The following is a 12,741-nucleotide window of genomic DNA, read 5'->3' as shown; positions in this document are numbered from 1 at the left end:
CCACCACTTCCGAAAGGCAGAACCACGTATGACGCCCGCGCCGAACGCGGCCGACCTCGCGCCGAAGACCTACGCCTGGGAGATCCAGGCCATGGACCTGAAGGTCAGAGCCGGACGCAAGAAGATGGCCGTCAACGGCCTCGACCTCTCGCTGAGCCTGGGCACCCATGGCCTCCTCGGACCCAACGGAGCCGGGAAGACCACGCTGATCCGGTCGCTGGCCACCGTGCTGAGCCCGGCAGCGGGCGATCTGCGACTCTTCGGGACCTCTGTGAGCAGCACGGGTGACCACCGGAACCTGCGTCGCCGGATCGGCTACCTCCCGCAGGAGTTCGGGTACTACAAGCGCTTCACCGTGCGCGAGTTCATCGAGTACATGGCCTGGCTGAAGGAGGTGCCGAAGAAGGACATCCCCGCCGCCGTGCAGCGGGCCGTGGAGCGGGTGGGCCTGGCGGACCGCGCCGACCAGCGGATGAAAAGCCTGTCCGGCGGCATGGTTCGGCGGGTCGGTATCGCCCAGGCCATCGTCAACGATCCCACGGTGCTGCTGCTGGACGAGCCGACGGTCGGTCTGGACCCGGCGCAGCGGCTGCGTTTTCGTGAACTGTTGCAGGAACTGGGCCGCGAGGCGTGCGTGGTCGTCTCCACCCATCTGGTCGAGGATGTCGCGGCGGCCTGCTCCGACGTGATCCTCTTCGCCGACGGCCGTCTCGTGTTTCAGGGCACCCTGGATGAGCTGGCCGCCGCGGGCAGCTCCGAGCACCCCGGCGACAGCCCTCTGGAACGTGGCTATTCGGCGGTGCTGAGCACCTCCGGGCCGGAAGGGGGCGCCTGGTGAACGGCCGTGTGCTGGGTACCGAGTTGAAGCGTTCCGCCGCGCCGGTGGCCGGTGTGCTCGTTCCGGTGGGCGCTCTGGCGTTCATCTACCTCATGAGCGGATCTTGGTGGCAGAGCTCCGAGGGGTGGACGGCGCAGTGGACATCGATGGCGCTGCTGACCCGTACGGTCCTGTACTACCTGTGGCCGATCGTCGTGGGCATCGGGGCGCTGCAAGGACTGCGGGACTCGCGGTCGAGGATGACCGAGTTGCTGAGCACCACGCCGCGGCCCGCCTGGAGGCGGGCGCTGCTCCCGGCGGGAGCCACAGCACTCGCCGTGGCCTCGGGCTTCGGCCTCCTCGTCCTGTGGGGCGCCGTCCAGGTGGCGCTGGGCGACACCACCTACACCCACCCCGGGTGGGTGCCGATCTCGCTGGTGGGCACATTGGCACTGGTCGCCGGGGCGTTGTTCGGCATGGGCGTCGCCCGTGCCCTGCCCTCGGTGCTCACCCCGCCTGCGCTGGTGGTGGCCTGCCTGGCGGCGACCATCCTGCTGCAACAGAACGCCGATGGGAAACGGCCGACCGGCTTCGTTCCGAATCGGCTGTCCCTGCTGTCACCGGCGCTGGCGGAGCCGCGGGAAGTGCTCCTGACCCTCTCCGGCTCCGTACACGTCGGTCAGACGCTCTGGCTGCTGGGCCTGCTCGCCACGGGTTTCGCCCTGCTGATCGCCGCGAGCCACCGGGCCCGTTTGCTGGCACTGGCCCCCGTGCTGGCCGGCGCCGCCCTCGCCCTGCTCGTCCTCCCGGCCGACGCACGGTCCACCTACGTCATCGACAAGGACGCCGCGGCTCGCGTCTGCGACGGCAAGGTCTGCGTCACCCGGACACACCGGTCCCTTCTGCCCGCACTCGCGTCCCAGGGCGAGGAGGCGCTGCGCGTCCTGCGCGATGTTCTGGGCGACCGGGCACCGGCCGCGATACACGAAGACACCGCCCTGCGCGCTATAGGTGACAGCCCTCACCGCTCTGCGGACACCCTGCTCGTCGACTTCGAGGACCCGCTGCTCCAGCGAGCGACAGGTGACCATCTCACCCGCTACTTGATCGGGCAGGGCCTGGCCCCGAACTGCAATCCACGCTCCGGACGGGAGAGCGGCTCCCTGGAAGAGACCGCCTTCCAGAGCGTCACCGTCAGCTGGGCGCTCGGTGACCGCGACCTCGAACCGCTGGAAAAGAAGGCCGACGACCGGTACTCGCGCGCCACTTGGCAGCGGGCTGAAACGGTCTGGAAGCAGTTGGCGGCGGCGACGCCGGCCGACCAGCGGGCCCGCATCGCCGCGGCGCACGAAGAGGCCGTGTCCTGCACATACGAAGGCATGAACGTGCTGGCGGGGGACACGGCCCGATGAGATGGCTGATGCTGTACGCGCGGTCCCGGCAGGCACCGGCCTCAGCCGCGGCTCTGACACTCATCCTGCTGGTGGTGTGGACCCTCACCCGAGGAGAGGAGGGCCTGGCAGCCGGCCCCCGCATCGCCGCCCTGGTCCTCGCCGCCGGAGTGGCCACGGCCGCGGTCGGACTCGGGGGCCCGGACGTCGCACTGGAACGAACGGCCGCGATCCGGTGGGCCCCGCGTCGAGCGGCGCACATACTCCTGATCGGCACGCTCATCGGCGCGGGGCTGATGGCCTCCCAGGCGGCAGGCTCCGAACTCGCTCCGGCCGCGTTCATCATCCGCGACAGTGCGGGCATGGCCGGCCTCGCCGGGCTGGGCGCGGCGGTATGCGGCGCGTCCCATGCCTGGGTCCCGCTCCTCGGCTGGGTCGCCTTCGCCCTCTTCGTCCCGGCCCCCACCGGAATCACCGGAAGAATCGCCGGCTGGCCGCTGCTGCCCCCCGGTACGGCGGCGGGCACATGGACAGCGCTCATCCTGCTCATCGCCGGCACGGTCCTCTACGCCGCGGCGGGACCGAAACGATGAGAACCGCGGGCGCCCCGGAGCGGGTGACCATGCTGCTCCGGCTGGTGGCCGTTCGCCCGGCCTCTCGGTTCAGGCGGCGCTCAGAGGCCCGGAGCCATCACGGTGTGCGGAACCCCCGAAAGGTCACCTGCTTGCGGGTGGTGAAGCCGAGCCGCTCATACAGCGCGATCGCGCCGGTGTTCGTCTCGGCCACGTGCAGGAAGGGACGTTCGCCGCGGGCCGCGATCCGGGCGGCGAGCGCACCGACCAGACGTGCGGCGTGGCCCCGGCCTCGTGCCTCGGGCGCGGTGCATACGGTGCTGATCTCGGTCCAGCCCGGAGGCCGCAGCCGCTCCCCCGCCATCGCCACCAGCGTGCCGTTGTCGCGGATGCCGAGATAGGTGCCGAGTTCATGGGTGCGCGGCCAGAACGGACCCGGCCGGGTCCGCGCGACGAGGTCGAGCATCTCGGGCACGCTGTCCGCGCCCAGTTCGACCACACCGGCATCGGTCCCGGTCTCCGTATGGCGGCGATCGGACCGGGCCATGCCGGGCCGGATCATCTGGCGGCCCTCGAGGCGGAAGGCCGGCCCCCAGTCCGGCGGCGCGGCGGCCGGACAGCTGAACAGGTCGGCGAGTTCGCCCGGCCCGAGCAACCCGGCCAGGTCGGCCCATTCCGCCGCGTCCGGGTCGGCGGACACCGCGGAGAAGGTCGCCACTTCCGGCTGGTAAGTGGCGGCCCGGCCGAGTCGGCGGGCGAAACGCGCGTGCCGGCCGCGGAGCGACTGACCCACCGGATCGTCCAGTGCCAGGTCGTCGTGGTTCATCGTCGAGCTGTCCCTTTCCTGTCGTACGCGGACGCCCGTCACCACAGGACGCACGACATCATGAGCACCCCCGTGGACGGCGCCCCGGCCCTCCACACGGGCCGGACCCGAACAGAAGGATGCCGCACAACGGCTCGGTGCCGTAAAAGGGTGCCGTAAAAGAGAGAAGCGGCGAATCGGCCACGTGCATCGTGCCCGCGGCTGATTCGAACCGGCGGAGAAGGCGCACTGGGGGGCGTGAACACTCCTGGCAGTGACCCTTTCGGACTCCGCGCGCCCTGCCGGTGGCCATGGGCCGCCGCAATGATGAGCAGACCGCGCGTGATCCAAACGACTCCGCATGCCTGCCCTCGGCGGGTGGACATGCAGTGGAAGGAACCCACGTTGTTGCTTCTCATCTCCCCGGACAGCGTCGAGGAGGCCCTCGACTGCGAAAGGGCGGCAGAGCACCTCGACATCGTCGATGTCAAGAAGCCCGACGAGGGCTCACTCGGCGCGAACTTCCCATGGGTCATCCGGCAGATCCGCGACGTCGTCCCGGCGGACAAGCCGGTGTCCGCCACCGTGGGAGACGTACCGTACAAGCCCGGCACGGTGGCCCAGGCGGCGCTGGGTGCGGCGGTCTCGGGAGCCACCTATATCAAGGTCGGCCTCTACGGATGCACCACGCCCGAGCAGGCCGTCGATGTCATGCGAGGGGTCGTTCGGGCGGTGAAGGACTATCGGCCGGACACGTTCGTCGTCGCCTCCGGCTACGCCGACGCCCACCGGATCGGCTGTGTCAATCCGCTCGCGGTGCCCGATATCGCCCGCCGTTCCGGCTCCGACGCGGCCATGCTCGACACCGCGATCAAGGACGGGACCCGGCTGTTCGACCACGTTCCGCACGACGTCTGCGCGGAGTTCGTCCGGCTGGCGCATGAGGCCGGTCTGCTCGCCGCCCTCGCGGGCAGTGTCAAGGTGGGCGACCTGGGCGCGCTGACCCGCATCGGCACGGACATCGTGGGGGTGCGCGGGGCGGTCTGCGAGGGAGGCGACCGGGACACCGGCAGGATTCAGCCGCACCTGGTGGCCGCCTTCCGGGCGGAGATGGACCGGCATGCCCGGGAATACGCTGCCGCCGTCGCCGCCGCGGGATGACCGCCGGCATGCCGATACGCCGGATCCGTCGCACCCCCGGGGACAGCGGTGCCGGCGTCGTGGGCGGGCCATGGGGGCTCTACGGGAATCCCAGGCCGTTCGTCGTGCACCGTCCGGACGAGAGGTGAGGATGAGGTTCGGTGCGGCGGTGCTGCGCTCGTACGAGAGCCGATTCGCCATCGAGGAGGTGATCCTGAGCGAGGGACCGGCCGACGGCGAGATCCTGGTCCGGATCGCGGGCTGCGGGATGTGCCGGACCGATCTCGCGGTCCGGCGTTCGGCGGGCCGCTCACCACTGCCCGCGGTGCTCGGCCACGAGGGGTCCGGGGTCGTGGTGGAGACGGGCGGCGCGAACACCGGCCTGAGCGTCGGCGACCATGTGGTGCTGAGCTTCGACTCCTGTGGACGCTGCCGGAACTGCGTGGGCGCGGCCCCCGCCTACTGTGACTCCTTCGCCACGCTCAACCTCTTCGGAGGGCGCGAGGAGAACGCGGCGCGGTTCACCGACGCGGCCGGAGCCGAATTGGCCCCCCGGTGGTTCGGCCAGTCCTCCTTCGCCGAGTACGCGATGGTCCCGGCCCGCAACGCCGTCCGGGTCGATCCCGCGCTGCCCGTCGAACTCCTCGGACCGCTCGGCTGCGGCTTCCTCACCGGCTCCGGAGCGGTCTTCAACTCCTTCGGCGCCGGCCCCGGCGACAGCGTCGCGGTCTTCGGGGCGGGGGCGGTGGGCCTGGCCGCGGTGATGGCGGCCACCGCCGCCGGGGCGGTGACCGTGGCCGTCGACCGGCACCCCGAACGGCTGGCCCTCGCCGAGCGGCTGAGCGCGATCCCACTGCACGCCGCATCGGCCGACCTGCCCGGCCGCATCGCGCGGCTGACCGACGGCGGTGCGCAGTACGCGCTGGACACCACGGGCTCCGCCCAGCTGATCAACGACGCGCTGCGGGCCTTGCGCCCGACCGGCCACCTCGGCCTGGTGGCGCGGCTCCACACCGCGCTGCCGCTCGAGCCGGGGACGCTGGACCGCGGCCGGAGGATCTCCCACATCTGCGAGGGGGACGCGGTGCCGGGACTGCTGATTCCGCGGCTGACCGGGCTGTGGCAGGCCGGGCGGTTTCCCTTCGACCAGCTGATCCGTACGTACCCGCTCGCCGACATCAACCAGGCCGAACGCGACTGTGAGGCGGGCCGCGTGGTCAAACCCGTCCTGGTTCCTGAGGGGAGGGGCCGATGAGCGTCCCGCGTTCACCACGGACCCCTCATGCCCCTCATGCCCCTCATGCACATTCTTCGCTGTTCATGCTCTCTACTCGCCCCACGGGAGGCCACATGGTCGGCACAGCGCATCGGAACACCGGCGTGGAAGGTGTGGAAGGGGGTGTCGGCCTGACCGCTCTCATGGTCGCCGCGGCACGGGCGATCGAGACCCACCGCCACGACAGCCTGGCACGGGACGTCTACGCGGAACACTTCGTGCGGGCCGCACCGGCGTCCGCGGGCTGGCCGGTCCGGATACGGCAGGTGCCGGACGGCGACGCGAACCCGCTGTGGGGGCGATTCGCGCGTTACTTCGGTCTGCGGACGAGGGTCCTCGACGACTTTCTCCTCCGGTCCGCGCATGTGCGGGGCGCACGCCAAGTGGTCCTGCTCGGGGCGGGGTTGGACTCGCGGGCGTTCCGGCTCGATTGGCCTTCCGGCTGCGTGGTCTTCGAGATCGACAGGGAAGGTGTGCTGGAGTTCAAGCACAAGGTGCTCGACGGGCTGTCGGCCGCCCCGAAGGCGGCGCGCGTTCCGATCCCGGTCGATCTGCGCGCCGACTGGGTCACCGCGCTGACCGACGCCGGTTTCGACACGGCCGCACCGAGCGTCTGGCTGGCCGAGGGGCTGCTGTTCTACCTGCCCAACGCCTCCGAGACATACCTCATCGAGGCGATCGACCGGCTGAGCGCGGGAGGCAGCGCTCTGGCGTTCGAGGTCAAGCTGGACAAGGACCTGCTGGAATACCGCGACAGCCCGCTCTACACCGCGACGAAACACCAGATCGGCATCGACCTGCTCAACCTGTTCGCCCGCGAGCCGCGGCCCGACTCCGCGGGTGATCTGGCCGGCAAGGGCTGGTCCACCTCGGTCCATACACCCTTCGACTTCACCCATCGGCACGGACGCGGGCCACTGCCCGAGGAGAATGACGCGCTGGCGGGCAACCGGTGGGTGTTCGCCGACAAGCCCAGGCCGTAGCGGGCCGGCCCGCGGTGAGCACGGCGAGGGGGTGGTGCGGCCGGACCCGGCGTCCGGCCGTTCCCCACCGCTATCCGCGCTGTTCGTGGCGGTGCCACTGGTGTCCGCCGTCGCGAGAGATCCAGAGCCCCTCGCCCTTCACCAGGCCGTACGTCGCCGTCGTCGCGTCCGCGATGCCGTGGAGCGTCGTGCCGTCGACGGTCAGCGACGTGAATCTCGCCGGCGTCTTCAGCTCGTGGAAGGCGCTGTTGGCGCGGTCGTCGGCGAGCCAGTAGCGGCCGCCTTCCTCGCCGACGAGCAGCCGCCCGTCCGCGAGCAACTCCAGGACCAGCGACTCCGGGCCACGCTCCAGGTCCCGCCAGGGAATGCCGCCGTCGAGGACCGTCCGCCAGTGCCCGCCGTCGTCCATCGTCACCAACAGACCGCGCCCCCGCTCGCCCCGGGTGAGGGACAGCGCCGCGGTGCCACCCCGCGCGGCGAGGATGCCTCCCGTGTACGGCTTCGGGACGGCGGTGGAGCCAAGGGTGTGGCCGTCGCGCTGCCATACGACGCGGTTGGGGTCCTCGGTCAGGGGCTGGTCCAGGCTCCAGGCCGTGCCCCGCTCATCGACGGCGAAACGAATGGCGTCGTCCGGCACTCCGGCCGGGGGCGCCACGGTGCGCGTGGCGGGGCGGTAGATGAGGGTCGGCTCCAGTTCGGCGAGCAGGACATCACCGGGGCGGATGCGCGACGGGGTCCCGGTGATGGTGACCTCGTGCCGCTTGCCGCGTACGTCGAGGGCGTACGCCCCCTCGCTCCCCTCCCCCGGCGGCACCCGTACGAAGCCCCCGCGCATCCCCTTGAACTCCGGCGGCGGCGCCTCCGCGTCCGTGTGTTCCGCGTGCTCGGCGACCGTACGGCCGCCGGGGCCGACCATGCGCCACGCGGTGGCGGCCGGCCCCTCGTCGTCCTCGACATTGCCGGCGTCGTACGTCAGGAGCAGCGAACCGTCGTCCGCGCGGACCACACCGCTGGGTGCGCCGGCCGCCTCGATGACATCGGCGGGGCGTGGATGGGGGTCCTCGATGACACGCTTGTACTTCGTCTCGCGATCCCCGGAATCCCCGTCGTCGAAGCCCGCGCCGCAGGCGGACATCCCCAGTGCCACACCCGCCACGGCCACGAGCCCGACCGTCCACCTGCTGGGTTTCCTCAGCCATGCCATCGCCACATCCTCACATGAGGCGGCGGCCGGTTGGAGCAGCTCACGGTTCAACGGCACACACCCACGGTTCGGTGTCACAGGACCGTCGTGCGCCACGTGGCGGGGAGAAACCAACTCCGCACTAGCCGCGTCTCGTTGCCGCTGCTATAACGAACCCGGTAAATGAATCGTTTTAGTCGCCGAGGGTGGCACCCGGGCGACGCCGACCGCGAAGGTGGTCTCAGCGTGCTCCGACGCAGCAGACTCGCAGCTGCCCGAGGTGTGCTCGCGCCCCTTGGCGCCGCCGCGCTCCTCCTGGCCACGGCGCTGGTCACCGGCAGCCCGACCGCCGTCGCCGACAGCGGACTCCGGGTCGGTGGCGCCACCGTCGACGGCCGGGCCGAACCGCTCGGAGTCGACGCCGCTCGCCCGCTGCTGGGGTGGAAGCTGAACACCGAGTCGCGCAATGCCATGCAGTCGGCCTACCAGATCCTGGTGTCCACGTCCGCCGAGCGGTTGGCGCACGATCAGGGCGACGTCTGGGACAGCGGCAAACGAGCCTCCGACGAGTCCGTGGGGGTGTCCTACGCCGGGCGGCGGCTCAGCCCGCGCACGCGCTACCACTGGAAGGTCCGCGTCTGGGACGGGCACGGCAGAGCGTCGGCGTGGAGTGCCCCCTCCTTCTGGGAGACGGCGCTGCGCGCACCCGAGGACTGGGAGGGTGCGCGGTGGATCGGCCCATCCGATCCACAGGCCGGGGCTCCCCTTCTGCGCAAGGAGTTCTCCCTGGACAAGGAGGTGGCCGGTGCGCGGGCCTATGTGGCCGGTCTTGGCTTCCACGAACTGCGCCTGAACGGCGCCAAGGTCGGCGACCGCGTCCTCGCACCCGCGAACTCGCCCTACGACCGGCGGGTGCTGTACGACACGTACGACGTCACCAAGGCGCTGCGCAAGGGCGGCAACACCGTGGGCCTGTGGCTGGGCCACGGCTACGGGGAGAACTTCAGCCCATACGGCTTCCGCTGGAATGGTCAGCGGCAGGCGATCGCGCTGCTCGACGTCACCTTCACCGACGGCACCCGGCGTCGCCTTACCACCGACCCGTCCTGGAAGTGGTCCCTCGGGCCGATCACCGCGGATGACCTGTACGACGGTGAGTCCTACGACGCCCGGGAGGAGCGGGACGGCTGGGACGAGTCCGGCTTCGACGACCGTTCCTGGAAGAGCGTGTCCACGCTCGACGCGCCGCGGGGCGCACTGCGGTCCAACACCATGCCGCCGGTCCGAGTGGTGGACACCCTGCGGCCGAGGAAGGTGACCGAGATCCGGCCCGGCACCTACGTCTACGACTTCGGCCAGAACATCGCCGGCTGGGCGCGCCTGAGCGCCGAGGGTGCGGCCGGTACACGCATCACCATGCGTACCGCCGAGGAGCTCAACGCCGACGGCACGCTGGATACCGCCACCAATCGGGATGCCGCGGCGACCGACACCTTCACCCTCGCGGGGACGAGCCGTCGCGAGAGCTATGAACCGCGCTTCACCTACCACGGCTTCCGCTATCTGGAGGTGACCGGCTTCCCCGGGAAGGCGGGCCTCGGGGACGTACGCGCACGCGTCGTCCACGCGGATGTGCCGTCGACCGGCACCTTCAGCTCCTCCAGCGAGGTGCTCAACAACATCTGGCGGAACAACCGCTGGAGCATCCTCAACAACTCCATGAGCACGCCCACCGATACGCCGGTGCGCGACGAGCGCACCCCTCCGGCCATGGACGTCCAGGCCTACCGGGACGCCGCGACGCGCGAATTCGGCATGGGTGGCTTCTACGCGAAGTATCTCCAGGACCTGCCGCCGGGCACCGCGCTGCCCTCCGACGACGTCAAGGCGCAGTACCCCGACATGGCCGGCGGTCAGGTCACCCTGGCCTGGACCCTGTACGAGCAGTACCGCGACCGGATCGCGCTGCGGATGGCCTATCCGGAGATGAAGCGGTTCGTGGACCGCAACGCCACCGAGGTTCCCGGGCTCATCTGGCCCGCGGACAAGGGCTTCGGCGACTGGTGCCCGCCCGATCACGGGCCGCAGTCCAACGACGGCATGGGCAGCCCGACCGCCGGGGACTGCACCAGCGAGGTGTCCCTGGTCAACACCGCCCTCTCCTACCAGCAGGCCCAGGCGGTGGCGAAGGCCGCGGGAGTTCTCGGGCACCGGCAGGACGCGCGCCGTTTCACGGCCCTGGCCGACCGCGTCAAGGACGCGTTCAACGCGCGCTTCCTCAACGAAGCGGGCGATACGTACGGCAGCGGACGCCAGGTGACCAGCGTCCTGCCGCTGGCGTTCGGGCTGGTGCCCGCCGACAAGGTGACCGACGTCGGCGACCGGCTCGCCCGCACCATCGTCGAGCACGACGACAGCCACGTGGACACCGGCATCTTCGGCACCCGCTACCTGGTCGACGCGCTGGCCCGCGCCGGGCGGATCGACTTGGCGATGACCATGCTCCACCAACGCACCTACCCCGGCTTCGGCTTCCAGCTCGCCCAGGGGGCGACAACGACCTGGGAGCAGTGGCTCTACCGCTCCTCGATGGAGACCCATGACCACGCGATGTTCGCCGGCGTCAACACCTCGCTCTACACCGTCCTCGCGGGCATCAGGCCCACCGAGCCCGGCTACCGCGAGATCGCGGTCGAGCCACGGATCCCCGCCTCCCTGGACCAGGTGTCCGCCGCGCAGGAGACGGTGCGTGGCCACGTGGCCAGCAGCTGGAAGAAGACTGGGGGCACCTTGCGGCTGACCGTCACCATCCCGGCCAACAGCCGCGCGGTGGTACGGGTGCCTCTGACGACCGGGGGCCATCATGTTAAAGCCCCCGCCGAAGCGAGGAAGACGCAGGTCGGCGAGCAGGCGGTGGCGTACCGTGTCGGCTCCGGGACCTGGACGTTCACCGTTCGCTGAGCGGTGCTCCGGCCCGCGGCCAAGCGGTGCGGCAGCGGGGAGATGAGCTTCCGCGGCGAGCGGACCGGGCCGCGGGCCGCCGAGGCGTCACGCGACGATGACCGTTCTGACCTGCTCACCGGTGGCCGACTCTCGTGCATATGCCACCGGGAAGGGCCTACCCTGACCGGTGCGACTTGGCGATCAAGGGCGCGATACCCCCACCTCGGAGCCCGTATGACTCACGAACTGCCCAATGCCTTGAACCTGCGAACGGACAAGGCGCACTCCGCCCGCATGTACGACTTCTACCTGGGCGGGAAGGACAATTACGAGGCGGACCGGGAGGCCGCCGCCAGGGTCGCGGCCTCCTACCCCGGCATCTTCGTATGCGCCAGGGAGAACCGTGCGTTCATGCACCGCGCCACGCGTGTGCTCGCCCGGGACCACGGCATCCGGCAGTGGCTCGACATCGGCACCGGCATTCCGACCAAGCCCAATCTGCACGAGGTGGCGCAGTCCGTGGCGCCCGACGCCCGGATCGTCTACGTGGACAACGACCCGATCGTCCTCGTTCACGCGCAGACCCTCCTCAACAGCTCGGCGGAGGGCCGCACCGACTACATCAGGGCGGATGTCAACGAACCCGACACCATACTCCGGTCCCCCGAGCTCAGCGAGACGCTGGACCTCACCAGGCCCGTGGTCCTCAGCCTGAACGCGCTCATGCACTTCGTCACCGACGCCCAGGACGCGCACGGGATCGTCCGCCGTCTGATGGACGCGCTGCCCTCGGGCAGCGCCCTCGCGCTGAGCCACTGCACACCGGACTTCGACCCCGAGACCTGGCAGAAGGTCACCGACATCTACAACCAGGCCGGAACGCCGGTGCAGTTCCGCGACAAAGCGGCCGTGACGGACTTCTTCGCCGGTCTCGACCTGATCGAGCCGGGTATCGTCGTCGGCCACCGCTGGCGGCCGGCCACCGAGGACGGCGGAGCCGACCGGGAGGACGGCCCGGCACCGAGCGACGCCGACGTCAGCCTGTGGGCCGGTGTCGGCATCAAGCCATAATCCGCCCCCTCACCCATGATGGGCTCGCGGGCCCGCCGACACAGCGGTGAAGGGCCCGACAGGGCTTGCCCGCGAGGTCACACCGCCGGTGTTCGGTCCGTGGGAACGGAGGAGGCTCAGGCGGTGACGTCGGTACGGACGGCGATCAGGACGTTCCCGCCCCGCCGCAGCGTGTTGTAGATGGGACAGCTGCCGGTGAACAGCTCGGTCAAGGTGGCGGCCTCCTCCTGGGTGACCCCGCTCAGCCGCAGTTCGAGACGGATCCAGGCATACCGGGTGGGGTCCTCGGCATCTCGTTCGTAGCTGACGTGAGCCTGCCCGCCGGTCAGGCCCGATGCCCGTTCCTGTGCGTGGAGTTGGATGTTGCTCAGGGAGCAGGACGCGAGAGACGCCAGCAGCAGCTCTCCCGCCTGAACCGCCTCCGCCGGCCCGGTTCGCGCGTCGGAGACGAAGTGGTTGCCGCGTGCGGTCACCAGGAACCGGCCCAGGGTGTCCGTGCTCCGGCCGCTGATGCTTGTGCTCCGGTCTGCGGTCGTCATCGTCCGTGGTCTCCCTTGTGG

11 protein-coding genes are annotated in these 12,741 nt (G+C 70.6%); 8 read left to right on the top strand and 3 right to left on the bottom strand.

The window, feature by feature from the left end; all coding sequences use genetic code 11:
* The first annotated feature begins 28 nt into the window (after positions 1-28).
* From AB0E24_RS31355 to AB0E24_RS31345, 3 genes are read left to right on the top strand one after another with little or no spacing between them, the layout of a single operon-like run.
* On the top strand, positions 29-838 hold the full coding sequence (locus tag AB0E24_RS31355; RefSeq protein ID WP_359382070.1) for an ABC transporter ATP-binding protein: 810 nt from the start codon (positions 29-31) through the stop codon (positions 836-838).
* A complete protein-coding gene (locus AB0E24_RS31350; protein WP_359382067.1) occupies positions 835-2,229 on the top strand; it encodes a hypothetical protein in 1,395 nt (464 codons plus the stop codon). Before AB0E24_RS31355 ends, AB0E24_RS31350 begins: the two co-directional genes overlap by 4 nt.
* Positions 2,226-2,801 carry a hypothetical protein gene (locus AB0E24_RS31345; RefSeq protein ID WP_359382064.1) on the top strand — a complete coding sequence of 192 codons (576 nt, stop codon included), beginning with the start codon at positions 2,226-2,228 and terminating at the stop codon, positions 2,799-2,801. Before AB0E24_RS31350 ends, AB0E24_RS31345 begins: the two co-directional genes overlap by 4 nt.
* A 97-nt stretch (positions 2,802-2,898) precedes the next feature.
* Here the strand turns inward: AB0E24_RS31345 and AB0E24_RS31340 are convergent, their stop codons facing one another.
* A complete protein-coding gene (locus AB0E24_RS31340) occupies positions 2,899-3,606 on the bottom strand; it encodes a GNAT family N-acetyltransferase (RefSeq protein WP_359382061.1) in 708 nt (235 codons plus the stop codon).
* A gap of 384 nt (positions 3,607-3,990) precedes the next feature.
* Between AB0E24_RS31340 and AB0E24_RS31335 the strand changes: the two genes are divergently transcribed.
* From AB0E24_RS31335 to AB0E24_RS31325, 3 genes are all read left to right on the top strand, one after another.
* On the top strand, positions 3,991-4,746 hold the full coding sequence (locus AB0E24_RS31335; RefSeq protein WP_359382058.1) for a (5-formylfuran-3-yl)methyl phosphate synthase: 756 nt from the start codon (positions 3,991-3,993) through the stop codon (positions 4,744-4,746).
* Between the two features lie 130 nt (positions 4,747-4,876).
* A complete protein-coding gene (locus AB0E24_RS31330) occupies positions 4,877-5,980 on the top strand; it encodes an NAD(P)-dependent alcohol dehydrogenase (RefSeq protein ID WP_359382055.1) in 1,104 nt (367 codons plus the stop codon).
* 95 nt (positions 5,981-6,075) lie between these two features.
* Positions 6,076-6,984, top strand: coding sequence for a class I SAM-dependent methyltransferase (locus AB0E24_RS31325; RefSeq protein ID WP_359382052.1), 909 nt, complete (start codon positions 6,076-6,078; stop codon positions 6,982-6,984).
* Between the two features lie 70 nt (positions 6,985-7,054).
* Here AB0E24_RS31325 and AB0E24_RS31320 read toward each other — a convergent pair whose 3' ends face one another.
* Positions 7,055-8,188 (bottom strand): hypothetical protein, encoded by a 1,134-nt coding sequence (locus AB0E24_RS31320; RefSeq protein WP_359382049.1) that lies wholly within the window; start codon positions 8,186-8,188, stop codon positions 7,055-7,057.
* Positions 8,189-8,413: 225 nt separating this feature from the next.
* Here AB0E24_RS31320 and AB0E24_RS31315 point away from each other — a divergent pair, with 225 nt between their 5' ends.
* On the top strand, positions 8,414-11,128 hold the full coding sequence (locus AB0E24_RS31315; protein ID WP_359382046.1) for a family 78 glycoside hydrolase catalytic domain: 2,715 nt from the start codon (positions 8,414-8,416) through the stop codon (positions 11,126-11,128).
* Between the two features lie 216 nt (positions 11,129-11,344).
* A complete protein-coding gene (locus AB0E24_RS31310) occupies positions 11,345-12,181 on the top strand; it encodes an SAM-dependent methyltransferase (RefSeq protein ID WP_069868282.1) in 837 nt (278 codons plus the stop codon).
* 116 nt (positions 12,182-12,297) lie between these two features.
* Here AB0E24_RS31310 and AB0E24_RS31305 read toward each other — a convergent pair whose 3' ends face one another.
* Positions 12,298-12,720, bottom strand: coding sequence for an OsmC family protein (locus tag AB0E24_RS31305; RefSeq protein ID WP_069868284.1), 423 nt, complete (start codon positions 12,718-12,720; stop codon positions 12,298-12,300).
* Positions 12,721-12,741 lie beyond the last annotated feature (21 nt).

This window comes from Streptomyces malaysiensis subsp. malaysiensis (assembly GCF_040653035.1).
Lineage (GTDB): Bacteria > Actinomycetota > Actinomycetes > Streptomycetales > Streptomycetaceae > Streptomyces > Streptomyces malaysiensis.
This window is presented reverse-complemented; position numbering and strand designations above follow the sequence as displayed.